This window comes from Bacillota bacterium, from assembly GCA_023511835.1.
Lineage (GTDB): Bacteria > Bacillota > Sulfobacillia > JAIMAT01 > JAIMAT01 > JAIMAT01.
Window position 1 is genome coordinate 76,444 of the sequence record JAIMAT010000002.1, and the last position, 23,112, is coordinate 99,555.

Annotated in this window: 21 protein-coding genes; 5 read left to right on the forward strand and 16 right to left on the reverse strand. The window is 73.0% G+C overall.

What is annotated here, in order from left to right:
* The 5 genes from K6U79_00950 to K6U79_00970 form a co-directional block, all read right to left on the reverse strand.
* Positions 1–1,275, reverse strand: a complete 1,275-nt coding sequence (locus K6U79_00950; protein MCL6520926.1) for an adenosylhomocysteinase — start codon at positions 1,273–1,275, stop codon at positions 1–3.
* The gene (gene mtnP, locus K6U79_00955; protein ID MCL6520927.1) at positions 1,242–2,030 is read right to left on the reverse strand and encodes an S-methyl-5'-thioadenosine phosphorylase; all 789 of its coding nucleotides are present in this window, start codon (positions 2,028–2,030) and stop codon (positions 1,242–1,244) included. Before mtnP ends, K6U79_00950 begins: the two co-directional genes overlap by 34 nt.
* 1 nt (position 2,031) lies before the next feature.
* On the reverse strand, positions 2,032–2,487 hold the full coding sequence (ndk, locus tag K6U79_00960; GenBank protein MCL6520928.1) for a nucleoside-diphosphate kinase: 456 nt from the start codon (positions 2,485–2,487) through the stop codon (positions 2,032–2,034).
* A gap of 80 nt (positions 2,488–2,567) precedes the next feature.
* Positions 2,568–3,332 (reverse strand): fumarylacetoacetate hydrolase family protein, encoded by a 765-nt coding sequence (locus K6U79_00965; protein MCL6520929.1) that lies wholly within the window; start codon positions 3,330–3,332, stop codon positions 2,568–2,570.
* A 59-nt stretch (positions 3,333–3,391) separates the two neighbouring features.
* Entirely contained in the window at positions 3,392–5,710 is a 2,319-nt protein-coding gene (locus tag K6U79_00970; GenBank protein ID MCL6520930.1) for a hypothetical protein, read from the reverse strand.
* Between the two features lie 116 nt (positions 5,711–5,826).
* On the opposite strand from K6U79_00970, the gene K6U79_00975 reads away from it, so the two are divergent.
* Entirely contained in the window at positions 5,827–6,630 is an 804-nt protein-coding gene (locus tag K6U79_00975; GenBank protein MCL6520931.1) for a flagellar motor protein, read from the forward strand.
* Entirely contained in the window at positions 6,623–7,405 is a 783-nt protein-coding gene (locus K6U79_00980) for an OmpA family protein (GenBank protein ID MCL6520932.1), read from the forward strand. Before K6U79_00975 ends, K6U79_00980 begins: the two co-directional genes overlap by 8 nt.
* Positions 7,406–7,487: 82 nt before the next feature.
* Here the strand turns inward: K6U79_00980 and K6U79_00985 are convergent, their stop codons facing one another.
* The 3 genes from K6U79_00985 to leuS are packed head-to-tail and all read right to left on the reverse strand — an operon-like array spanning position 7,488 to position 11,481.
* Positions 7,488–7,928 (reverse strand): DUF4149 domain-containing protein, encoded by a 441-nt coding sequence (locus tag K6U79_00985; protein ID MCL6520933.1) that lies wholly within the window; start codon positions 7,926–7,928, stop codon positions 7,488–7,490.
* 29 nt (positions 7,929–7,957) lie between these two features.
* Positions 7,958–8,956 (reverse strand): tryptophan--tRNA ligase, encoded by a 999-nt coding sequence (gene trpS / locus K6U79_00990; GenBank protein MCL6520934.1) that lies wholly within the window; start codon positions 8,954–8,956, stop codon positions 7,958–7,960.
* Positions 8,957–9,006: 50 nt separating this feature from the next.
* Positions 9,007–11,481, reverse strand: coding sequence for a leucine--tRNA ligase (gene leuS, locus K6U79_00995; protein ID MCL6520935.1), 2,475 nt, complete (start codon positions 11,479–11,481; stop codon positions 9,007–9,009).
* Positions 11,482–11,721: 240 nt separating this feature from the next.
* Here leuS and K6U79_01000 point away from each other — a divergent pair, with 240 nt between their 5' ends.
* The gene (locus tag K6U79_01000) at positions 11,722–11,916 is read left to right on the forward strand and encodes a DUF2905 domain-containing protein (protein MCL6520936.1); all 195 of its coding nucleotides are present in this window, start codon (positions 11,722–11,724) and stop codon (positions 11,914–11,916) included.
* Positions 11,917–11,964: 48 nt separating this feature from the next.
* On the opposite strand, the gene K6U79_01005 is transcribed toward K6U79_01000, so the two are convergent.
* Positions 11,965–12,441, reverse strand: coding sequence for a carboxymuconolactone decarboxylase family protein (locus tag K6U79_01005; GenBank protein MCL6520937.1), 477 nt, complete (start codon positions 12,439–12,441; stop codon positions 11,965–11,967).
* 137 nt (positions 12,442–12,578) lie between these two features.
* Here K6U79_01005 and K6U79_01010 point away from each other — a divergent pair, with 137 nt between their 5' ends.
* Complete coding sequence (locus K6U79_01010) at positions 12,579–13,472, forward strand: glycosidase (GenBank protein ID MCL6520938.1); 894 nt, start codon at positions 12,579–12,581, stop codon at positions 13,470–13,472.
* 47 nt (positions 13,473–13,519) lie between these two features.
* On the opposite strand, the gene K6U79_01015 is transcribed toward K6U79_01010, so the two are convergent.
* From K6U79_01015 to K6U79_01025, 3 genes are all read right to left on the reverse strand, one after another.
* Entirely contained in the window at positions 13,520–14,830 is a 1,311-nt protein-coding gene (locus K6U79_01015; GenBank protein MCL6520939.1) for an MFS transporter, read from the reverse strand.
* A gap of 122 nt (positions 14,831–14,952) precedes the next feature.
* The gene (locus K6U79_01020) at positions 14,953–16,161 is read right to left on the reverse strand and encodes an ROK family transcriptional regulator (GenBank protein MCL6520940.1); all 1,209 of its coding nucleotides are present in this window, start codon (positions 16,159–16,161) and stop codon (positions 14,953–14,955) included.
* A gap of 88 nt (positions 16,162–16,249) precedes the next feature.
* On the reverse strand, positions 16,250–16,834 hold the full coding sequence (locus K6U79_01025; GenBank protein MCL6520941.1) for a DUF981 domain-containing protein: 585 nt from the start codon (positions 16,832–16,834) through the stop codon (positions 16,250–16,252).
* A 211-nt stretch (positions 16,835–17,045) separates the two neighbouring features.
* Here K6U79_01025 and K6U79_01030 point away from each other — a divergent pair, with 211 nt between their 5' ends.
* Complete coding sequence (locus tag K6U79_01030; GenBank protein ID MCL6520942.1) at positions 17,046–17,429, forward strand: hypothetical protein; 384 nt, start codon at positions 17,046–17,048, stop codon at positions 17,427–17,429.
* Positions 17,430–17,491: 62 nt separating this feature from the next.
* Here the strand turns inward: K6U79_01030 and K6U79_01035 are convergent, their stop codons facing one another.
* Genes K6U79_01035 through fdnG form a run of 4 tightly spaced genes read right to left on the reverse strand, consistent with a single transcriptional unit; the run spans position 17,492 to position 22,725 of the window.
* Entirely contained in the window at positions 17,492–18,166 is a 675-nt protein-coding gene (locus K6U79_01035; protein ID MCL6520943.1) for a cytochrome b/b6 domain-containing protein, read from the reverse strand.
* Positions 18,144–18,992, reverse strand: a complete 849-nt coding sequence (locus K6U79_01040) for a 4Fe-4S dicluster domain-containing protein (GenBank protein ID MCL6520944.1) — start codon at positions 18,990–18,992, stop codon at positions 18,144–18,146. The genes K6U79_01035 and K6U79_01040 overlap by 23 nt, the downstream gene beginning before the upstream one ends.
* Positions 18,993–18,995: 3 nt before the next feature.
* Positions 18,996–19,718, reverse strand: a complete 723-nt coding sequence (locus tag K6U79_01045) for a formate dehydrogenase accessory protein FdhE (GenBank protein ID MCL6520945.1) — start codon at positions 19,716–19,718, stop codon at positions 18,996–18,998.
* A 4-nt stretch (positions 19,719–19,722) separates the two neighbouring features.
* Positions 19,723–22,725 (reverse strand): formate dehydrogenase-N subunit alpha, encoded by a 3,003-nt coding sequence (fdnG, locus tag K6U79_01050; protein MCL6520946.1) that lies wholly within the window; start codon positions 22,723–22,725, stop codon positions 19,723–19,725.
* Positions 22,726–23,112: the final 387 nt, after the last annotated feature.

The window sequence follows — 23,112 nt, forward strand, 5'->3', positions numbered from 1 at the left end:
TCAGACCCTCCAGCTCCGGCCGTAGGCCTCCTGTTCCGGCGTCAGCCGGTCGATGCGGACGCCCAGCGCCTCCAGGCGGCGACCGAGGACGCGCTCGTCCAGCTCGCGCGGGATGGGCACCAGGCGCCGCCCCAGTTCGTCCGCGTGGCGGTCGACGTAGCGGATGGCCTCCACCTGCAGGCTGAAGGAGAGGTCCATGATCTCGACCGGGTGGCCGTCGCCCGCCGCCAGGTTGACCAGCCGCCCCTCCGCCAGCAGGTAGAGCCGGCGGCCGTCCGCCAGCACGAAGCCCTCCACGTGGGGGCGGACTTCCTCGCGGCGGACGGCGAGCGCGGCCAGATCGGGCTTGGCGATCTCCACGTCGAAGTGGCCGGCGTTGGCCAGCACGGCCCCGTCGCGCATGCGCTCGAAGTGCTCGCGGCGGAGCACGTCGCGCATGCCGGTGACCGTGACGAAGAATTCGCCCACGGCTGCCGCCTCCAGCGAGGGCATCACCCGGAAGCCGTCCATCAGCGCCTCGTTGGCCCGGACGGGGTCGACCTCGCAGACGACGACGTGGGCGCCCAGGCCGGCCGCGCGGGCGGCCACCCCCTTGCCGCACCAGCCGTAGCCCAGTACGACCACCGTCTTCCCCGCCACGGTCAGGTTGGTGGTGCGCATGATGGCATCCCAGACCGACTGGCCGGTGCCGTAGCGGTTGTCGAAGAGGTGCTTGGCCAGGCCGTCGTTGGTGGCCATGACGGGGAAGGCGAGCAGCCCCTCCGCCTCCAGGGCGCGGATGCGCCGGATGCCGGTGGTCGTCTCCTCGGCGGCGCCGCGCACGCCGCCGAGGAGGTCGCGCCGCTCGCCGTGCAGGAGGCCGATCAGGTCGGCGCCGTCGTCGATGACCAGCTCGGGTCGGCCGGACAGCGCCCGCTCCAGAAACTCGCGGTACTCCTCGGGGGTGGCGCCCCGCCAGGCGAAGACCTCCACCCCTGCCTCGGCCAGCGCGGCGGCCACGTCGTCCTGGGTGGAGAGCGGGTTGGAGCCGGCCACGCTCACCTCGGCGCCCGCCTGGTGTAGGACCTCCGCCAGCCGGGCGGTCTTCGCCTCCAGGTGGAGGCAGAGGGCCAGGCGCCGCCCGCGCAGCTCGCCGCCCTCCTCCAGCTCGCGCGCCAGGCTGGCCAGCACCGGCATGTGGCGAGCCGCCCAGTCGATCTTTCGCCTCCCCGAGGGCGCCAGGGAGGGGTCGCGGACCACGCTCACCGGCCGTACACCTCCGGCGTGACCGCGCAGCCGCAGCGCGCCCGCTCGGCCGGGATCCGCCCCAGCGTGGCGGCCAGGAGCTCCCGCAGGCGCCGGCCGTTCCGCTCCATCACCTCGTTCACCTCGGCGTGGGTGAGCGGGTGGTCGGCGATGCCGGCGGCCAGGTTGGTCACCATGGCCACCGCGGCGTAGCAGAGGCCCAGCTCGCGCGCCAGCACCACCTCGGGCACGCCCGTCATGCCCACCACGTCGCCGCCCAGCCGCCGGTAGGCGCGGATCTCGGCCGGCGTCTCGTAGCGCGGGCCCTCGGTGCAGACGTAGACGCCCCCCTGCCGCACGGGGATGCCCAGGCCGCGCGCCTCCTCCTCCAGGAGGGCGCGCAGCTCCGGGCAGTAGGGCTCGCTCACGTCCACGTGCGCCACGCCGTCGCCCTCCCGGTCGAAGTAGGTGGAGGGCCGGCCGCGGGTGAAGTCGAGGAACTGGTTGACCAGGACGAAGGTGCCCGGCGCCAGTTCCCGGTCCAGCGAGCCCACCGCCGCCGTGGCCAGCACCCGCTCGACGCCCAGGCTCTTCAACGCCCAGAGGTTGGCGCGGTAGTTGACGCGGTGAGGCGGGATGCTGTGATGCCGCCCGTGGCGCGCCAGAAAGGCCACCTCCTCGCCCCCCGGGAAGCGCCCGGCCAGCAGGTGGACGAGCCCGTAGGGCGTCTCCACCGAGAGCTCGCGCACCCCTTCCAGGACCTCCGGATCGTAGACGCCGGTCCCGCCGATCAAGGCCAGGCGCATCTCAGCCCTCCTCGTGCAGCCAGGCGTCCAGCGTCCGGCTCCACTCCACCAGCTCCTCCGGCCGGAAGTGGAGCGCGATCTCGCCGGCGGCCGTCTCCGGCGAGTCGGAGCCGTGGACCAGGTTCATCTGGATGTCGGCTCCGAAGTCGCCGCGGATGGTGCCGGGGGCCGCCTTGCGCCCGTCGGTGGCGCCCAGCAGGTTGCGCACCACCTCGACGGCCGAGGGGCCCTCCCAGACCATGGGCACCACCGGCCCGGCGGTGACGAAGTCGACCAGCGCGCGGTAGAAAGGCTTCTCGCGGTGGACGGCGTAGTGCGCCTCGGCCGTCGCCCGGTCGAGGCGGACCAGCTTCATGGCCACCAGCTTCAGCCCCTTCTGCTCGAGGCGGCGGATCACCTCGCCCACCAGGCCGCGCTGTACGCCATCGGGCTTGACCATCACGAAGGTCCGTTCGATCGCCAACCGCACCCCTCTCCTTCCCCGTCGCGCGCCGCCGGCCGTCCCCGCCCGGGGACGGCCGGCGGGCGGCGGCGCTCCTACTCCACCGGGTTGACCAGCTCGCCCAGCCCGTCGATCACCACGCGCACCTCGTCACCCGGCCGCACGGGTCCCACCCCGGCCGGCGTCCCGGTGAGGATGACGTCGCCGGGCTCCAGCGTCATCACCTGGCTGACGAAGCGGACCAGGTAGGCGACGTCGAAGAGGAGGTCGCCGGTGTTCCCCTCCTGGCGCACCTCGCCGTTGACCAGCGTGCGGATCCCCCGGCCGGAGGGGTCGATGCCGCGGACCACCTCCGGCCCCAGCGGGCAGAAGGTGTCGAAGGACTTGGAGCGCGTCCACTGCCCGTCCTTGCGCTGCAGGTCGCGCGCCGTGACGTCGTTGCCGCAGGTGTAGCCCAGGATGGCGCCCTCCACCTCGTCCGGCTCCAGGTTGCGCGCGCGCCGGCCGATGACCACCGCCAGCTCGGCCTCGTAGTGGACCTCCCGGCTCATGGCCGGCCAGCGGATGGGCTCGCCCGGGCCGATGACGGAGCTGGCCGGCTTGAGGAAGAGGACCGGCTCGTCCGGCAGCCGATCCTTCATCTCCTCGGCGTGCATGCGGTAATTGAGGCCGACCGCCACCACCTTGCCGGGCTGGACGGGCGCCAGCAGGCGCGCCGTGGCCGCCTCCACCCGCTCGCCGGTAGGCTTCCCCCAGACGGTCCAGGGCGCTCCCCCGAGCAGCTCGATCACGTCGTCCTGGCGGCGGCCGTAGGCCACCCGCCCGTCCGGCAGCGCCAGACGCACCAGCCGTTCCGTCATACCCTGCCCCCTCCTTGGCATCGAGCCCGGCGGGCGTGCGCCCCCGGCGCTCCCGGCGTCTACGGATTCCCGCCCTCCGCCCCGCCGTCGCGGTAGGCGGCCAGCACGATGGCGGGCGGCGAGACGTAGACCATGGCGGTGGCCGCCGCCACGATCCCCGAGTCGTTGAAGAGGAGCGCCGCCACGCTGCCCAGCGCGGCGCCCGCGAATCCCGCCACCAGTGCAGGATGGCGCTTCTCGAAGGCCTCCCCGAATCCTCCCGGCCGGAGCGCGACCAGGAGGTAGAGGAAGAGCGCGGCCAGGAAGAGCCAGCTCCAGTTGGTCAGGCGGATCAGCTTCCAGTTCATCCCCAGCTTCCCGGCGACGAGCGCCAGGAAGTCCGCGAGCCCGCCTCCGCCCTGCGCCGCCTGGGCGAAGGCGCGCCCGATGTGCGAGGCGTGGCCGGCCAGGAGGTCGATCCCCACCATCACGCCCGTCCCGACGAGCAGCAGGAGAACCGCCAGCACCGCCTCGCGGACGCCCAGCCTCCGCCCCCAGAGGCGGACGGTGGCGACGAAGTAGCCGACCAGGGCGGCCAGGGCGATGCCGAAGTTGGCGCCCAGCTCCGGGTCCAGCAGCACCGCCCCGATGACGGCGAAGAGGAGGACGGCCGCCTCCCTCCAGCCCCGGCGGTTGCCCAGAAGGTCGAGGAGGCCGGTGACGCCCATCAGGCTGGCGCCGATGAGGACGCCCCCGTACTCGTTGCCAAGCCCGTAGAAGCGGGCCGCGTAGAGGGCGCTGTAGCCCAGGGGCGAGTTGGCGTCGGCCCAGGAGCCGGTCAGCAGATCGCCCAGGACGAAGGCCACGGTGGCCAGGTCGATCCAGAGGAGCGGGGCCAGAAGGCGCCGCCCGCGCGGCGCCGGCAGGCGGAGCGCCAGGGCGCCCAGCACCGCCAGCATGGCCAGGAAGAGCGCCATGGAGGTGCCGGGCCCCAGCTGCGGGAAGAAGGCGAGCAGCAGCAGGGCCAGCGGCGAGAGGCTGAAGGCCACCAGAGCCGCCCGCAGCAGGCGGCGGATGCGCGCCGCCGTCGCGGGCCGGCTGAGGTGGATGGCCACCAGCGCCGCGGCCGAGGCGAAGAAGAGGACGATGCCGCTGATCACGAAGAAGTAGAGAAGCGAGGGCCTCCGCGCCGCGTTGGCCAGCGTCGAGGTGTAGATCGCCTGCACCGCCGCCACCGGGTCGGCGGCCGCCACCGTGCCCATGGGCCGCCCGGTGACGCCCGGCTCGGCAGGCGGCGTGACGCCCAGCGCCTCGAGGACCGTGGGCGCCACGTCGGTGACCTCCACCACCCCGGCCTGGCGGGTGGTGGGCGAGGTGAGGAGGCTGCCGGCGGCCACCCCCTTCCCCCAGGCGAAGACGGGAACCAGGTAGGCGTCCTGGCGGCCGGCGGCGGGCGTGGGCGCCAGGCTGAGCACCAGCAGGAGGTCGCGCCGCGGGTCGAGACGCGCCTGGAGGGCGCCCACCAGCCGGTCGGCTCCGGTCAGGGCCTGCCGCCGCGCCGCCTGCAGCGCCGCGGGGCTCATGGCCGACGCCTCGCTCTCCACCCGGGCCATGTCGCCGGCCTCCACCACCACCAGGCCCACCCGGGGAGGAAGCCGGTCGTAGGCGGCCAAGAGGCGCGAGAGGCTGGTGCGCACGCCGCCGGGGAAAGAGGCATCGGCGACCAGGAGCCCGTCGTCCACCTCTCCGGCGTCCACGCTCCAGGCGCCGTCCATGGCCGCGGGCACGGCGAAGCGCTGGGGCAGGCCGGCGGCGTCCGAGTTGCCCAGGACGGCCGTCTCGAAGCCTGCCGCGTGGAGGGCGTCGCCCAGGAAGCCGTACGGCGGCTGGACGGCGAGCGGCGCCGCGGCGGCCTGGGCGAGGAGCGGCCCCATGCCCAGCTCGAGGATGGCGCGGCCCGCCGGCGGCCGGCGCCCGTACCGCCAGGCGTAGACCTCCGCCGCGCGGGCGCCGGCGTCGGCAAGCGCGGCTGGGATCCGTTCCCCGCGCTGGTAGGCCTCCGCCAGGCCGGGCGCGCCCGGCTGGATGGAAGCGCTGCCCAGCGCCAGGGCGGCCGTGGCGGGCGCGTTCCGCTGCGGCGTGAGCACGTTGACCAGCCCCGTCGCCCCCTCCCGTTCCAGGCGCCGGAAGGCGGGCAGGTCGCCGCCCGCCAGGTCGGGCCAGTCCACGTAGGGCAGGAGGACGAGGACCACGCGGCCGCCGTCGCTGGCGGCCGGGGCGGTGGCGCCGCCGGCGGCCAGGGCGCGGCCGGGCCCGAGGAACGGTGCGGAAAGAAGGAGCACGAGGAAGCCCGTCAGGATGACGGCAAGAGGCCGGGCCGCCGCGGGGCGCGTAGCCATCCCTCCCCGGCGCGAGGTCGGACGAACGGAGCGATTGTAGCACGGCGGCCGGCGGCGCCGGCGTCTTAAGGCGGGCGCCCGGCGTCCGATGCCCGGGCAGGAGAGGGGTGGCCGTCTTGGACATCACGCTTCCCTTGGGCCTCGTCATCGCTGTGGCCGCCATCCTCGGCTCGCAGCTGATGGAGGGCGCCCACCTGGCCGCGCTCCTCAACCCCTCCGCCATCCTGCTGGTGCTGGGCGGCACCGTCGGCGCCACCGTCGTCAGCTCCCGTCGGGCCGACGTGGCCGCTGTCCCGGCCAGCCTGGCGGCCGTCTTCCGCGCGGAGCCGGCCGACCGCCGCGGGCTCCTGGAAGAGCTGGTGACGCTGGCGCAGAAGGCGCGGCGGGAGGGTCTGCTGGCCATCGAGGAGGACCTGGCGGGCGTGCGCGAGCCCTTCCTGGCGCGCGGCATGCAGATGGTGGTCGACGGCAGCGAGCCCGAAATGGTCCGCGAGATGCTGGAGGCGGAGACGGAAGCGGAACTCGCGCGCTGGGAGCGCTCCGCGGCCGTGCTGGAGGCGGCCGGGGGCTACTCGCCCACCATGGGGATCATCGGTACCGTGCTCGGCCTCGTCCACGTCCTGGGCAACCTCTCCGACACCTCGCGCATCGGCCCCGCCATCGCCGTCGCCTTCATGGCCACCTTTTACGGGATCTTCCTGGCCAACGTCCTCTGGCTGCCGCTGGGCGCCCGCATCCACGCCCGCGCGCAGAGCCAGGCGGAGTGGCGGCGGGTGATCCTGGAGGGCATCCTCTCCGTGGCCAACGGCGAGAGCCCCAACGTGGTCCGCGAGAAGTTGGCCACCCTGAGCGGCATCCCCCTCGGGCAGGGCGGCGAGCCGCCCGCCTCGCGCGTGGCGGCCCGGGAGCAGCATGCGTAGGCCGGCGGAGCGCCCCAAGTCCGAGGCGGCCGGCATGATGCGCTGGCTGCTCACCTATGCCGACATGATCACGCTCCTTCTGGCCTTCTTCATCGTCCTCTACTCCATGTCGCAGGTGGACCAGGCCAGGTACCAGCAGCTGGCGGCGGCGCTGCGCGCGCTTCTCAACGGCGGGGGGAGCTCGGCCATCGTGGTGACGCCGGCCGTACCGGCGGGGCGGGACGTGCTCCAGCCCGCGCCCTCCCGCGGCGAGACCGCGGAAGGAAGCGACCTGCGCACCATCGGCGAGCGCATCGCGGCGGCGCTTCGCCAGCGCGGGCTGGGCGACCGCGTGCAGGTGGTGCTCACCGGGCGCGAGCTCCAGATCAGCCTGGGCGAGTCGGTCTTCTTCGACACCGGCAGCGCCGCGCTGAAGCCGGAAGCCCTGCCCGTCCTCGACTCCATCGCGGCTGCGCTGCGCGACGTGGCCAACCCGCTGGAGGTGCACGGCTTTGCCGACAGCCGTCCCATCCGTACCGACCTCTTCCCCAGCAACTGGGAGCTCTCCGCCTACCGGGCGACCACGGTCATCCGCTACCTCCAGTCGCAGGGCATCGACCCCCACCGGCTGGCCGCGGTCGCCTACGGCGAGTACCACCCGCTGGCGACCGGCAGCGACCCGGCCAGCCTGGCCCTCAACCGGCGCGTGGACATCGTCGTCCTGCGCCAGACGGCGACGGACACGCCGCCGCAGCAGATCTGGCCGCCGCAACAGAAGGCGCCCGAGGGCGGCTGAGCGGAGCGCGACCGCTCGCGGCCGCGCGGCTCTGCTCGGCCGCCCCCCTCCCCCTCCTCGCGCCCGCCGGAGTCGGAGCGGCTCAGAGCGAGAGCCAGAGCGCGGCGGCCACGGCGAGAAGGACGACCAGATTGAGGCCTATGCTGAGGCCGTGGAGCGCGCCGAAGGCGGGCGAGCCGGCGGCGGCTCGGACGCGCGGCTCCAGCACCCACCAGGCGAGCAGGTCGACCGCCAGCGCCACGAGGAGCGCGACGGCGGCGGCGCCGGGGGCGGAGACCGGGAGGGGCCGCGCGGCGGGCAGCCGCTGCGCCAGGGCCAGGACGGCCAGGGCCAGGAGCGCGGTCAGCGCCCCGTGCAGGTAGTAGGTGGGGAAGATGGCGCCGACCACGCGTCCGCCGCCGTCGGAGCCCAGGAGGCGGAAGACGGCCGGCGCCACCGTCAGGCTGAAGAAGAGGATGGCACCGAGCCAGACGCCCAGCGAGCCGAAGTAGAGAAAGGCGAGCAGCGTGCGCACCGGGTGCACCCCTTCCTGGGGCATGCGGGCGGGGGCGCTCAGGCGCGACCGAGCCCCAGCCCCAGCGCCTCCTTCACCTGCCGCACCGTCGACTCGGCGATGGCGGCCGCGCGCTCCGCCCCCTGGCGGAGGACCTCCTCCAGGTAGCCAGGCTCGGCCTCCATCTCGGCCAAGCGGCGCCGGATGGGCTCCATGCCCGCGATCACCGCCTCGGCCAGGTCCGCCTTGAAGCGGGCATAGCCGGTGTCGCGGTACTCGCGCTCCAGCTCCTCCACCGGGCGGCCGGTGAAGCCCGAGAAGATGGTGAGCAGGTTGGCGATGGCCGGTTTGGCCTCGGGGTCGTAGACCACCTCGCGGCCGGAGTCGGTGACGGCGCGGGCGATCTTTCGGCGGATGAGGTCCGGGTCGTCTCCGAAGCTGATGTAGTTCCAGGGGCTCTCGGCGCTCTTGGACATCTTGGCCTGGGGGTTGTCCAGGCCCATGATGCGCGCCCCCAGCTGGGGGATGAGCGGCTCGGGGACGCGGAAGAGCGGGCCGAGGCGGCGGTTGACGCGCTCGGCCAGGTCGCGCGTCAGCTCCACGTGCTGCTTCTGGTCCTCCCCCACCGGCACCACGTCGGCCTGGTAGAGGAGGATGTCGGCGGCCATCAGCACCGGGTAGTTGAAGAGGCCGGCGGAGACCGACTCCTGGCTGCTCTTGCGCGCCTTGTCCTTGAACTGGGTCATGCGGCTCAGCTCGCCGAAGGTGGCGAAGCAGTTGAGGATCCAGGCCAGCTCCGGGTGGGCGGGGACGTCGGACTGGACGAAGAGCGTCGAGCGCGCCGGGTCCAGGCCGGCCGCCAGATAGAAGGCGGCCACCTCGCGGATCTGCCGGCGCAGCTCCGCGGGCTCCTGCGGGACGGTGATGGCGTGCAGGTCGACGACGCAGTAGATGCCCTCGTAGACGTCCTGGAGCTGGACGAACTGGCGGACGGCGCCCAGGTAGTTGCCGATGTGGATGTTCCCCGAGGGCTGGACGCCGGAGAACGCTCGCTTCACTCCCCTGCCTCCTTGCCGCCGCCGGCGCGCCCGCGAACCGCCGGGCGGCGCTAGCCGACGACCACGTTGACCAGTTTATCCGGGACGGTGATCAGGCGCCGCACCGGCTTCCCCGCCACGTAGGGGCGGTCGCGCACCGACTCCAGGGCGCGGCGCGCCAGCTCCTCCTCCGGGAGCCCGCGCGGGACGGAGATCCGCTCGCGGACGCGGCCGTTCACCTGGACCACCACCAGCACCTGTTCCTCCACCAGGGCGGCGGGGTCGACCTCGGGCCAGCGCTCCAGGTGGATCGAGCCGGCATGACCCAGCCGGTGCCAGAGCTCCTCGGTGACGAAGGGCGCCATGGGCGCCAGGCAGAGGAGGAGCCGCTCCACCGCCCGGCGGTAGGCGTCGCTCCGGGCCAGGCCCTGCTGCGCCGCGCGCATGAGGAGGTTGGTCAGCTCCATGAGCGCGGCCACAGCCGTGTTGAAGTCGAAGCGCTCCATGTCGGCGGTCACCCGCTGGACCGCGCGGTGCATGGCGCGGAGCAGCTCCGCCTCCGTCACCCGCTCCCCCGCCTCCTCCGCCTCGCCGGCGGCCGGCCCCTCCGGGGCCTCGCCCAGCGCCGCCAGCGCGACCCGCCAGACGCGGTTGAGGAAGCGGTGCGCGCCCTCGATCCCCTTGGAGCTCCAGGGCCCGCCCTGCTCCCAGGGCGCCATGAACATCAGGTAGACGCGGACCACGTCGGCGCCGTAACGCTCCACCAGCTCGTCGGGCGCCACCACGTTGCCGCGCGACTTGGACATCTTCTGGCTGTCCTCGCCCAGCACCACGCCCTGGTTCTTCAGGCGCAGGAAGGGCTCGTCGAAGTCGACCAGGCCCAGGTCGCGCAGCACCTTGGTGAAGAAGCGCGCGTAGAGCAGGTGCATCACCGCGTGCTCGGCGCCGCCGGTGTATTGGTCCACCGGCAGCCAGTAGGCCGCCTCCTTCGGATCCCAGGGCCGCTCGCGCTCGTGCGGGCTCAGGTAGCGGAACCAGTACCAGCTGGAGTCGACGAAGGTGTCCATGGTGTCCGTCTCGCGCGTCGCCGGGCCGCCGCAGCGCGGGCAGGCGGTATGCAGGAAGGCCTCGTCGCGCTTGAGCGGCGACTCGCCCGTGGGCAGGAACTCCGCCTCCTCGGGCAGGAGCACCGGCAGCTGCTCGTCCGGCACGGGAACCGTGCCGCAGCGCTCGCAGTAGACGATGGGGATGGGCGTCCCCCAGTAGCGCTGCCGGCTGATCAGCCAGTCGCGCATGCGGTAGTGGACGGTGCGCCGCCCGATCCCCCGCGCCTCCACGGCTTCGGCCAGGCGCCGCCAGCCCTCGTCGTTGGGGAGCCCGGTGAACTCGCCCGAGTGGACCATCCGCCCCGGGCCCGTGTACGCCTCCCGGAGCGGCTGGCCGTCCCAGTCCGGCGGCGCGATGACCACCGGGATGGGCAGGCCGTAGCGGCGGGCGAAGTCGAAGTCGCGCTCGTCGTGGGCGGGCACCCCCATGATGGCGCCGGTCCCGTAGGAGAGGAGGACGTAGTCGGCGATCCAGACGGGCACCTTCTCGTCGGTGAAGGGGTGGAGCGCGTAGGCGCCGGTGAAGGCGCCGTCGCGCACGTGCTCGGTGGAGAGGCGCTCGATCTCGGACTCGCGCGAGCTCTTGTAGCGGTAGCGCTCCACTTCCTCGCGCCGGTCGGGGGTGACGATCGCGTCGACCAGGGGGTGCTCGGGCGCCAGCACGCAGAAGGAGGCGCCGAAGAGGGTGTCGATGCGCGTGGTGAAGGTGCGGAAGCGCAGCTCGGGCCGCCCCGCCACCTGCCACTCGAACTCGACGCCCTCCGAGCGCCCGATCCAGTTGCGCTGCATGGTGACGACGGGCTCCGGCCACTCAATCTTGGAGAAGTCGAGCAGCTCGTCCGCGTAGGCGGTGATGCGGAAGAACCACTGCTCCAGGTCGCGGCGGACGACCGGGGTGTCGCAGCGCTCGCAGCGCCGGTCCTCCCCCACCACCTGTTCGCGCGCCAGCGTGGTGTTGCAGCTGGGGCACCAGTCCACCGGCGCCATCTTCCGGTAGGCGAGCCCGCGCTCGTACATGCGCAGGAAGAACCACTGGTTCCAGCGGTAGTACTCGGGCTCGCAGGTGACCACCTCGCGGCTCCAGTCGAACATGGCGCCCATGGAGCGGAGCTGCGCGCGCATCCGCTCGATGTTCCGGTAGGTCCAGACGCGCGGGTGGACGCCGCGCTTGATGGCGGCGTTCTCGGCCGGCAGGCCGAAGGCGTCGAAGCCCATGGGGAAGAGGACGTTGTAGCCGCGCATGCGCAGGAAGCGCGCGCGGGCGTCCGAGGGCGTCATGGCGTACCAGTGGCCGATGTGCAGGTCGCCGCTGGGATAAGGAAGCATGGTCAGCGCGTAGAACTTGGGGCGGTCCTCGCGGACGACGGTGCGGTAGAGTCCCTGCTCCTCCCAGCTCCGCGACCACCTGGCCTCGATGCCCCGGAAGTCGTAGTCGGGCACGCGCTTCCCCCCGTCTCCGATCCTCGAAAGGCGAAGCCCGTCTCCCACCCGGGACGGGCTTCGGCCGCGCCGCAGTCGGCATGATTTGGCTCGAATTCTAGCGATTCCGGCGCCGCGCTGTCAATTCGCCGCCAGCCTGCCGCTAGAATAGGCGCTGGAGACGGCGCCGGCCGGGGCGGCGACACGCGCCGGGAGCCGCTCCGGGAGGGGACGGGAGAGTTGGAGATCGGGCGCTGGCTGATGCTCTTCGGCGCCCTGCTGCTGGCGGTGGGCGCCCTCTTCTACCTGGGCGGCCGCTGGCTGCATCTGGGGCGGCTGCCCGGGGACTTCGTCTGGCAGCACGGCTCCTTCACGCTCTACGCCCCGCTGGCCTCCTCGCTCCTGCTCAGCCTGCTGCTCACCCTGCTGCTCAACCTCTTCCTCGGCCGGCGGTAGGGCGGCGCCGGCCGGAGGCGCTGCGCGCGCCGGCTCCTCGGCGGCCGGTCAGGAGGGCGCGGCGCCGTCCTGCGGCGGGCGCCAGGTGCCGGCCGGCGTCCGGAAGGCGACGTTGAGCCGGTTCCAGCCGTTGATGGCCACCACCGCCAACGTCAGGTCGACCAGCTCCCGCTCGCTGAAGTGGCGCCGCGCCTCCTGGTAGACCTGGTCGGGGACGTGGCCGTCCTCCAGGCGCGTCACCGCCTCGGTCCAGGCCAGCGCCGCCCGCTCGCGCGGCGTGTAGAAAGGCGCCTCGCGCCAGGCGGCCAGCGCGTAGAGGCGCTGCTCCCCCTCCCCCGCCAGGCGCGCCTCCTGCGTGTGCATGTCCAGGCAGAAGGCACAGCCGTTGATCTGCGAGGCGCGTACCTCCACCAGGCGGACCAGCGAGGGCTCCAGAAGCCCGCTGCGACGGACGTAGGCGTTGAGACCGCGCAGCGCCTCGGCCGCCTCCGGCGCCAGGCTGCGGTAGTCGATCCGCGGTTCCACGTACTCCACCTCCCTGCTTGCCGGCGCCCGCCGGGCGCCCGGCGGCCATCCTAGCGCTCCCGCGCCGGCGTGCCGTGACGGCGGTCACGGGGCGCTCCGTCTAAGGGCGGCGGCGGCCGGAGAGGCTACTTCCCGCCATGGCCTTCCGACTCCGCCGGCTGAGCGAGCGTCCGATCCTGGAACCCGACCCGGCCCACCGCTGGGAGGCGGCGGCGGTCTTCAACCCCGGCGCCATCCTCCACAACGGCCGCGTCGTCCTCCTCTACCGGGGCAGCGACCGGCCCTTCCGCGCCGAGGGCGAGCCCTATGTCTCGGCCATCGGCTACGCCGAGAGCCTGGACGGGATCCACTTCCTGCGCCGTCCCCGGCCGGTGATGGTGGGCGACGGCGGCCAGGCGCGACGGGGGGTGCAGGATCCGCGCCTGGTCCGCCTGGACGACCGCTACTACATGGTCTACACCGCCTTCGGCGGGCGCGAGCCGGAGGACTACCGCATTGCCATGGCCGTCTCGCGCGACCTGGTCCGCTGGGGCGGCCGCCGGGTGCTGCTGGAGGAGCCCAACAAGGACGGTGGCCTCTTGCCCGAGCGCCTGGACGGACGCTACTTCCTCTTCCACCGCCGTCCGCCCGACATCTGGCTGGCCGTCTCGCGCGACCTGTACCACTGGGAGGAGCACCGCGTCATCCTGCGGCCCCGCCCCGGCAGCTGGGAGTCGAGCCGCATCGGCATCGGGCCGCAGCCGTTGCGCGTCGAGCAGGGCTGGCTGCTCATCTACCACGGGGTCGACGAGAGGAACACGTATCGTCTGGGCGCGGCGCTCCTGGACGCGCGCGACCCCTACCGCGTGCTGGCCCGGCTGCCGGAGCCCATCTTCGAGCCGGAGCTGGAGTGGGAGCGGGAGGGGCTGGTGCCGGACGTGGTCTTCAGCTGCGGCGCCGTCGACGTGGGCGACCGCTTCCTCGTCTACTATGGCGCCGCCGACACCCGCATCGGCGTGGCCGAGCTGAGAAAGTCCGAGATCCGCTTCTGAGCGGAGGCCGCCCTCCCCCGGCGGGTGGCGGCAGGCGCCCTCCCGCCTCAGGCGCCGGCGGCGGGGGCGGCCGAGGAGCCGGGAGGCCGCGGGAAGAGGTGCTCCTCGCCCAGCTGGCGTGTGGCGGGGAGGCGGCGCAGGACAGGGTCCGCCTGCCAGTAGAGGCCGAAGAGGAGCTGGACCAGCGCGGTGCCGGCGATGACCGCCGTCGGCCCCCAGGCCTCGCCCGCCAGGCCGCCCAGGAAGGAGCCCAGCGGCATGGCGAGGGAGACGAGGCTGGTGATGGCCGAGGCCACCCGCCCCATCAGCTGGCGCGGCACGATGCGCTGCAGGCCGCCGCCCACCAGCGCGTTGACCACCCCGCCCGGCACCCAGCCCAGTCCGAAGGCGCCGACGAGGAGCGGCGGGAGCGTGCCCAGCGCGGCCAGCAGCCAGGCGGCGCCGCCCGCCAGGCTGACCAGCCCGATGGCGGTGGAGATGCGCCATCGCTCCAGGCGCGGGGCCAGGAGCGCCCCCGCGATGGTGCCGGCGGCCATGGCCGAGAGCATGGCCCCGTAGACGTTCGGGCCGCCGTGGGCGGCGGCGTGGGCCGGCAGGACGACCATCATGGCGGCGATGACGAAGTTGAGCGCCACCGCGCCCAGCGTGATCCGCCCGGCCACCGAGCGCGCCACCAGCCCGAGCCCCTCCCCCAGCTCGGCCAGGTAGCGGCGGAGCGGCGTCTCGCCGCCGGCCCCGCTCCCGGACTCCTCTCCGGCGCCGGCCGCCTCCGCGGTCGCCCGCGGGGCCGGGGGGACGCGCAGCCTGGTGAAGATCCAGGCGGCGCCGAGGAAGCTGAGCGCGTCCAGGGCGTAGAGCGGGACCGCGCCGACGGCCGCCACCAGAAGGCCGGCCAGGGCGCGGAAGACGAGGCTGGTGCCCTGGGCGGCGAAGGTGAAGAGCGAGTTGGCCCGCACCAGGTGCTCCGGCGGCAGGATGCGGGGCAGCGCCGCCTGTTCGGCCGGCTCGCCGAACTGTCCGGCCAGGGCCAGGAGCGGGATCAGGCCCAGGATCGCCCAGAGCGGCGGCCGCCCGGGCAGGGCGAGGAGGGGCACGGCCAGCACCAGGGCTCCCTGGAGGCCCTGGGTCAGCGTCAGGGTGCGGCGGATGGGCCAGCGGTCGACCAGCGGCCCGACGAAGAGCTGGAGCAGGTAGGGCAGGAAGGCGAGCGTCCCCGCCAGCCCGGTGTAGAAGGTGCTGTGCGTCAACTCCTGGACGAGCCACATGGAGGCGACGGCGTAGAGGGCGTCGCCGGCGGTGGTGACCACCCGCCCCGCGAGGAGCCGGGCGAAGTCGGGCTGCCGGAAGAGCTCGCGCATGCGCTGGGCCGCTCCCTCCTGGCCGGTCTGCCTTGTTGGAAACGACGACCTGCAGGCCCATTCTCCGGCGGCGGCACCGGCCTGTCAAACATTTCCCGAAACGCGTCTCGCGAGCGTCCGGTCTAGACCGGGATGGGGGCGCGGAAGGCCTCCTCCACGGCCAGGGTCAGGGCGCCCACCAGCCAGGCGCGCTCGCCCAGGCCGGCGGGCAGCACCCGGAAGGAGTGGCCCGGCGCGTGGAAGGCGTGGCGATCGACCGCCCTGCGCAGCGGTTCCAGGAGGAGCGGCCCCGCCTGGTCCGGCAGGCCTCCTCCCACCACCACCGCCTCGGGGTTGAGCGTATTGACCATGGCGGCCACGGCGCGCCCGATGGTCTCGCCCGCCCGCTCGAGGAGCTGGCGGCAGGCGGCGTCGCCCCGGCGGGCCGCCTCCACCACCTCCTGGCGGCGGACGCGGGCCGGGTCGCCGCCGGCCAGGCGGGCGAGGACGGGGGCGCGGCCGGCCTGCAGCAGGCGAGCCCCCTCCCGCGCCAGCGCCCGGTCGCCGGCCACCGCTTCCAGGCAGCCGTGCTGGCCGCAGACGCAGGCGGGCCCCTCCGGCTCCACCACCAGGTGGCCGATCTCGCCCGCCGCGTAGGCGGCGCCGCGGTAGACATGGCCGTCGATGACGACGCCTGCGCCGATGCCGGCGCTGATCATCACCCCCACCAGGTGGTGCGCGCCGCGGCCCGCGCCGAACCAGCGCTCGGCCAGGGTGAAGGCGTTGGCGTCGTTCTCCAGCAGGACGGGGAGCCCGAGCCGCTCCTCCAGCTGGCTCTTGAGCGGGAAGTGCTCCCAGGGGTGCCAGGGGGCGAAGAGCGAGAGCCCCCGCACGGGGTCGACGACACCAGGCAGCGCCACGCCCACGCCGATGACGGCCGAGCGCGCGACGCCGGCGCCGCGCAGCGCCCGCAGCACCGCCTCCGCCACCTGCTCCACGATGCCCGGGGCCTCCTGGGGCAGCGGGAGCGTCACCACCTCCAGCAGGTCGGCGCCCAGGTCGCCCACGGCCGCGGAGACCTCGTCGGCGGCCAGCTTGACGCCGACGGAGAAACGGGAGCGCGCGTCCAGGCGAAGCAGGATGGGGCGCCGCCCGCCGCTGGCCTCGCCGAAGCCGGCCTCCCGGATCCAGCCCTCGGCCAGCAGGCGGGCGGTGATGCCGGTCACCGTGGCGGGGCTGAGGCCGGTGCGGGCGGCGATCTCCGTCCGGGCGATGGGCTGGTGCTGGCGGATGGTGTTGAGCACGATGGAGATGTTCAGATCGCGGATCAGGTCGCGGTCGCCGGTGCGCACCCGCTCACCCCCGGTGGGCCGTGCTTCCTTCGGAAGGTGAAGTTGCCCCCCGGGCGGCCGCTTTCCTGCCTGGGGGGCAGGCTCGGGCTCAGGGGGTACCGCGCCCCATGGTGGCGGGCACCCACTTGGAGAAGCTGGCCAGGTGGCTCCAGAAGGCCATATAGCCGGTGAGGAGGAAGACCGCGGCGGCGAGGCCGAGGAGGACGGCGGCGGCCAGCGCCCAGGCGCGCTGCTGCCGCCACTGGATGGCGGGCAGGGTCAGCATGCCTCCCAGGCCGGCGGCCAGGTAGCCCACACCCGCCAGGAGCGGCTCCTGGGTGAGGCCGAGGTTGATGATGCGGAGGCCGATGACCACCGCCATCAGGCCGCCCCAGAAGCCGTAGAGCGCCGGGATGAGCGGCTCCCAGCGCATGGCCAGGGTGACGGCGGCGCCGAGGAAGGCGGCCGAGAGAAAGAGGGCCGGTTCGCCGAAGGCGACGTTGTAGCTGCCGGGGAGCGGCCAGTTGACCAGCATGGGCACCGAGGTGGCCAGCCCCACCAGGCCGGCGGCGAAGAAGCCGGCCGCCCAGGGCTCGCGCTCCTCCGGTCCCGGGTTCTTGTAGAGGTAGTGCGCCAGGATGACGAACCCTGCGGCCATACCGACGAGCATGACGCCCGCGTAGTCGATGAACATGCCTGTCCACTCCCTCCCGCTTCCGCTTCGCTGCCGGTTCCCCCGGCCCGCGCTACCATCTTTTCCAGCGGAGGACCGGCTATTCCATATCTTCGCATATCGCAACACAGGAAGGTTTCGGCGTCCGGCGGACCGGTCGCCGGTTACGCTACCCGGGGAAGGAGGCCGTGACCACGAGCGGCGGGAGATGCGAGGGACGGGGGGAGGCGCCGTGCCGACCCGGCTGATCTGGCTCCTGATCGCGACGCTGCTGGAGGACGTGGTGGACTGGGCCGACCGCATCGCGCGCGGGGAGGAGGCCGACCGCGCCGAACGGCGACTGGCCCAGCGTATCGCCGAGAGCGCCCGCGCCATGCAGGAGGACGCCATGGCCCAGGCGGGGGGCGGGCTCGGGCGGACGGAGGAGCTGGCGGCCGGGCGCGAGGGCTGGGAGGGGCCCGGGCTTCCGCCCGACGCGGAGGACGAGGAGGAGGACGAGGCGCCCCCCGCGCCGCCGGCGCGGAACCCGTGGCGGACGGTGGCCTTCGTCGCCCTCGGGCTCCTGGCGCTCACCTACCTGGGCTTCTGGATCGGCGCCGGCCTCGTCCACGGTTGAGGAAGGAGGCGGGGCGGCCAGCCACCCCGCCTCCTGCGCGCATCTGCACGGCCCGTCGCCGCTCAGCGCCGTCCTCCCCGCTTCGCCTTCGTGCCCGGATGTCCGGAGGGCGGGCGGATGCCCAGCTCCTCCAGCCAGAGCGGATGCTCCTGCGCGGCGTACGCCAGGCTGACCGAGCCCGTCTTCATCGCCTCGAGCGAGCTGCGCGTGTACGGGTGGACGAGCGAGAGGTAGAGGTGGAGCAGGAACATGCCGCTTGCTAGGATGAAGGCGAGGTCGTGCCCCACCACCATCCAGCGGAAGAGCTCCTGGGAGACGGAGCCGCGGCCGAACCACATGACCAGGCCCGTCGCCGCGAAGAGGACGAAGGCCACCATCTGGATCCAGAGGTTGAGCTTCTGGCCGGCGTTGTACCGCCCCTGCGGCGGCAGCTCGCCCCGCGCCGTGGTGTAGAAGGCGGGACCGGCCTTCATCCAGCGCCAGTCCTCGCGCGGCCAGTGGAGCATCTGCCGCAGGTCGACGAGGAACTCTCTCCCGTCCAGGAGGGCGTAGCTGAGGCCGCTCAGCATCAGGACCAGCGCCGCGATCCGGTGGACGAGCCGCGTCGCCGGGCCGTTCCACGGGGCCAGGGCGGGAACGAAGAAGGTCAGGCCCGTGGCCAGGAGGACCAGGAAGGCGGCGGCGTAGGTCCAGTGGAAGGCGCGCTGGAAGGCGCTAAACCTCGGTATGCGGTCCATGGGGCGCTCCCTCCCCCTCTCCCTTCCGGCCCGCCTCCCGGGCGCCGAAGGCGCGCTGGGCGGCGACGAAGTGGGCCACCGCGGCGAAGAGGCCGGCGCCCAGAACGGTCCGCCCCACGGGCTGAAGGACGTTCTTCCAGAGGCGCTGGGTCGGCGAGACCTGCGGGTCGACGGGCAGGCCGTAGACCTCGGGCTTCTCCGTCAGCACGTACATGTAGTGGAGGCCGCCCAGCTCCTTCTCGCCGTAAAGGCTGGCGTCGGCGTGTCCCTGCTGGCGGAGCTCGGCCGCGCGCTGGCGGCCGTAGGCGACCAGCTGCTCGCGCGGGCCGAAGCGGATGGCGCCGGTCGGGCAGGCGTGGACGCAGGCCGGCTCCAGGCCGTTGGAGATGCGGTCGTAGCAGAAGGTGCACTTGCCGGCCACCTTGGCGGTGTCGAAGGCCTGGCGGTCGACATGGATCGCCTGGAAGGGGCAGGCTTCCTCGCAGTAGCCGCAGCCGACGCAGCGCGCCGTCTCCAGCCGGACCACGCCGCTGGGGTCGTGGCGGAGCGCGTCCACCGGGCAGGCCAGGACGCAGGCGGCCTCCGTGCAGTGCATGCAGCTCATCTTGTCGAAGTGCCAGCGGAGCTGGCCGTCCGGCTTTACCTGCTCGGTGAAGCGGACCACCGTCCAGGTGTGCGCCGTCAGGCCGGGATGGCTCTGGTAGCTTCCCTGGAAGCTCGTCTTCTCCGCCGGCAGCTGGTTCCACTCCTTGCAGGCGACCTCGCAGGCCTTGCAGCCGATGCACTGCGAGACGTCCGTCAGCATGGCCACTTCCTGGGCCGCCACGGGTCAGGCCCCTCCCTTCGCGGGCTCCGCCCCGGGCAGCTCGCGGCCGGCGGTCTCCCAGGGGAGGATGCCGGCCCCCCGGCGGAGGAAGCCCTCCCGCTCGGCCAGCGCATCGAGGTGGAGCGTCATCAAGTCCTCCAGCACGCCGTCCACCGGCTGGTCGGCCGGCACCAGGCGCACCTTGGTGTAGGTCTGGCAGCGATGGCAGACGTCGAGGCGGTACCCCTCCAGCCCCTCTACCTCGAGCACGCCCAGCGCCTCGGGCTCCTCGTTGCCGCAGGCGGGGCAGCGGAAGCGGGCGTAGGGCCACTCGGCGCCGCAGCGGGCGCAGAGGAGCGAGCGGTCGCGGTGCCACTTCCTCTGGCGGAGGAGCGCCCAGGCCGCCAGTCCCCCGCAGACCGGACAGCGCGGCTCGTGCCAGAGCTGGCGGATCAGCTCCCGGTGGGGGCGGGCCGCCTCCCGAAGCTCGGGCAGCCAGCTGGCCCAGGCCAGCGTGTAGCGCCAGCCCGGTCCCTCCGCCCAGCCCGCCTCGAGACGGAGAGGAAGCCGCTCGGGCGCCCGCTCGACGAGCCGCGCGAAGCGGCGGCTGGCCGCGCCGGCCGCCGCCACCAGCTCGATCAGCGGCCGGCCGCGGCCCAGCTGCTCGCGCACCCGCTCGGGGTCGAGCGTCGCCGGCGCATCCGCCTCCTCCTCCATCACCCAGTCGTAGAGCGCTTGCAGTTCCATCGCTTCACACCTTCTCCACGCGGCAGAGGCAGGCCTTGGTCTCCTGGATGGAGGCGTTGGGGTCGAGGGCGTCGATGGTCACCTCGTTGGCCGAGGGACCGTGGTCGAGGCCCGCGTAGCCCCAGTGCGGCGGCATCCAGACCACCTGGACCGTCCTGCCGTCCACCTGCAGCGGCCGGATCCTGGCCGTGGGCAACGCCTTCATCACCACCTGGCCGCGGGCGGTCTCGACCCGGACCTTGTCGCCGGGGCGGACGCCCAGCTCGCGCGCCAGCTCCAGGCTCATCTCGACGAAGGGCTCCGGCATGATCTCGTTCAGCCACGGGATGTTGCGGGTGATGCCGCCGGAGAGCCAGTGCTCGGTCAGCTGGCCGGTGGTCAACACCACCGGGTAGCGGTCGGGCTTCCCCACCGGCTGCCCGCTCTTCAGCCGCGGATAGATCACCACCGGGTTGACCGGGACGTCCGGGTGGAGCGGGTTGGGGACCGGGCTCTCCACCGGCTCGTAGAACTCCGGGAAGGGCCCGTCGGCCAGGACGGTGGAGACGTCCCGGGGCGGATCGCCCGGTTTGGCGCCGGGATCGGCGTAGGTCGGGGCCATCAGCCGGGCCGCGCCCTCGGCGTTCATGCGGAAGGCCTTCCTCCCGCCGGCCGAATCCGGCGCGTCGGTGGCCGCAGTCACGTCGGGCACGTCGTAGCCCGCCCACTTGCCGGCCGCGGCGTCCCACCAGACGAGCGGCAGATCCGGCCGCCGCGGGCTTCCGTCCGGCCGGGCGGAGGCGCGGTTGTAGAGGACGCGCATGTTGCCCGGCCAGCTCCAGGCCCAATGCGGGTAGTAGTGGAGGCCGCCCGGGTCGTAGCTCCGGTCGCGCCGCTTGGTCAGGTTCTCGCCGCCGGCGTAGAGGCCGGCGTACATCCAGTTGCCCGAGGAGGTGGAACCGTCGGCCTGGAGCTCCGCGATCCCCTTCACCGGGCTCCCGTCGGCGTGGTAGCCGTTGATCTCGCGCAGCACCTGGTCGTAGATCGAACCCGGGTCGTAGTTCCAGGCCGCCTTCAGGATCGTTTCGTCCTTGGGGTCGCTGCTGCCGGCGTAGAGGTCGCGCACGCGGCGGAAGACGGCGTCGATGATCTCGGCGTCGGTCTTCGCCTGGCCGACCGGCGGGACGGCGCGGTAGCGCCACTGCACCCAGCGGCTGGAGTTGGTGACCGTCCCCTCTTTCTCCAGGAAGGAGGCGGCGGGCAGCAGGATCACCTCGGTCGGGATCGTCTTCGGGTCGACGCCCGGCCGCTTCCAGAAGGAAGCGGTCTCCGTCTCGAAGAGATCCGTCACCACCAGCAACTCCACCTTCTCCAGCGCCCGCCGGGTCAAGTTGACGTTGGCGTTGGAGACCGCCGGGTTCTGCCCCATGATCCAGAGGAACTTCAGATCGCCGCGCAGCGCCGCCTCGAACATGTGGTAGCTCGAGTAGGGCTTCTGCCCCTTGGGCAGCCAGCCGAAGCCGAAATCGTTCTCCGGTGTCGCGTTGGAGCCGAACCAGGCCTTCAGCAGGTTGACCAGGAACTTCCCCCGGAAGGAGCCGTTGTGCTCGAACCAGGCCTTCAGGTCCTTGTCGGCGGGCGCCGGCGGCTTGAGGTAGCCGGGCAGGTAGTTGAAGGCGACGGCCATGTCGGTGGCGCCCTGCACGTTGGTCTCGCCGCGGAGCGCGTTCACCCCGCCGCCCGGCACGCCGATGTTCCCCAGGAGCATCTGCAGGATGGCGTAGGCGCGGATGTTCTGGACGCCGGTGGTGTGCTGCGTGATGCCGAGTGCGTAGAGGATGGTGCCCGGCCGGCGGCTGGCGAAGGTGCGGGCGATCTCCTCGATCTTCGAGGCGGGGATGCCCGTGATCCGCTGGGCCGTCTGCAGGTCGTAGCGGCGGAAGTGCTGCCGGAGGGCGGCGAAGACGGTCCCCTCCGCCTCCAGGCTGTCGGCGACAAGCGGCTTCCCGTCGGGACCGAGCCGGTAGGCCCACTTGGTCGCGTCGTACTTGTGCGTCTCGGGGTTGAAGCCGGCGAAGAGGCCGTCCGAGAAGCCATACTCCGGGTTGACCAGGTAGCGCGCGTTCGTGTAGGCGCTGACGTACTCCTCGTCGTAGAGCCGGTTCTCCAGCACGTAGCGGATGATGGCGCCGATGAAGGCGATGTCCGTCCCTGGCCGGATCTGGGCGTGGAGGTCGGCGATGGTCGACGTGCGCGTGAAGCGCGGGTCGACGTGGATGACCACCGCGCCGTTGGCCTTGGCCTTCATGATGTGGTGCATGGAGAGCGGATGGTTCTCGGCCGCGTTGGACCCCTCGATGAGGATCACCTGCGCGTGCTCGAGATCCGGCCAGTTGTTGGTCATCGCTCCCCTGCCGAACGAGGCTCCCAGACCGGGAACCGTGGGGGAGTGTCAGAGGCGCGCTTGGTGGTCGATGTAGACGGCGCCCAGGAGCCGCGCCATCTTAACCCAGAGGTACGCCTCCTCGTTGGTGACCAGGGCGGTGCCGAAGAAGCCCATGGCCTCGTTCCGGTTGACGGTGTAGACCTGCCCGTCGAGCGTCTCCTGGCGGATCCAGTACTGCTCGCGGACCTCGTGGATCTTCCAGGCGATGCGGTCGAAGGCGTCCTCCCAGGAGATGGGCTCCCAGCGGTCGGAGCCGGGCGCCCGCCGGAGCGGCCGGGTGAGCCGCCGGGGCGAGTTGGGGATGACCGAGAGCGACGAGCCCTTGCTGCAGAGGCCGCCGTCGTTGTTGGGGTGCTCCGGGTCGCCCTCGATGTGGATCACCTTTCCGTCGCGGACGTAGGCGACCAGGCCGCAGCCGACCGAGCAGTAGGTGCAGGTGCTCCAGACCTCACGGGCGCCGACGGTGCGGAGCTCGGCGGCCGCCGCCTGCACCGGGCGCGGATCGAAGCCGAGCTGAGCCAGCGCCAGGCCGACGCCGGTCCACGTCGCCCCCTTGAGAAACTCCCTGCGCGTGATCTCCAAGGTACGATCGCTCCCTTCTGCTCCGTTGGCGCATCGACGCAGTTCCACCGTCCGGCCGGCGGCCGGCGGGGGTACCAGGTTTCCAAGGATCGGCACCAGGCGATCCGACCCGTCTTCACCTCCCCGACGAAGCCGTCGCTTGTTAACCCAGTTTGGAAGATATTTATGGATCCGGATGTGCGATCCGGCATTGGATTTTGAGCCAAAGGCCGAAAACCCTGCCGAATGCTAGCAGCCTGTGCGAGTAATCCCGCCCAGGCCGGCAGGAGTTCGGCTCCTGGCGCTTAATGGGAGCCCTATGGAGAAGACATTCCGCCCCTACCACCCCGAGCAGGTCTACCTGCTCCCGCCGTCGCTGGACGAGTGGCTGCCGGAGGGCCATCTGGC

What these genes read in the sequence shown, in the direction of transcription:
- K6U79_01015 (MCL6520939.1), bottom strand. Translation starts at nt 14,830, where the DNA reads ATGCGCGAGCTCTTCCGGCAGCCCGACTTCGCCCGGCTCCTCGCGGGG.
- mtnP (MCL6520927.1), bottom strand. Translation starts at nt 2,030, where the DNA reads ATGCGCCTGGCCTTGATCGGCGGGACCGGCGTCTACGATCCGGAGGTC.
- K6U79_00965 (MCL6520929.1), bottom strand. Translation starts at nt 3,332, where the DNA reads ATGACGGAACGGCTGGTGCGTCTGGCGCTGCCGGACGGGCGGGTGGCC.
- K6U79_01035 (MCL6520943.1), bottom strand. Translation starts at nt 18,166, where the DNA reads ATGGACCGCATACCGAGGTTTAGCGCCTTCCAGCGCGCCTTCCACTGG.
- K6U79_01045 (MCL6520945.1), bottom strand. Translation starts at nt 19,718, where the DNA reads ATGGAACTGCAAGCGCTCTACGACTGGGTGATGGAGGAGGAGGCGGAT.
- K6U79_01025 (MCL6520941.1), bottom strand. Translation starts at nt 16,834, where the DNA reads ATGTTCATCGACTACGCGGGCGTCATGCTCGTCGGTATGGCCGCAGGG.
- K6U79_00970 (MCL6520930.1), bottom strand. Translation starts at nt 5,710, where the DNA reads ATGGCTACGCGCCCCGCGGCGGCCCGGCCTCTTGCCGTCATCCTGACG.
- K6U79_00980 (MCL6520932.1), top strand. Translation starts at nt 6,623, where the DNA reads ATGCGTAGGCCGGCGGAGCGCCCCAAGTCCGAGGCGGCCGGCATGATG.
- K6U79_01010 (MCL6520938.1), top strand. Translation starts at nt 12,579, where the DNA reads ATGGCCTTCCGACTCCGCCGGCTGAGCGAGCGTCCGATCCTGGAACCC.
- K6U79_01000 (MCL6520936.1), top strand. Translation starts at nt 11,722, where the DNA reads ATGCTCTTCGGCGCCCTGCTGCTGGCGGTGGGCGCCCTCTTCTACCTG.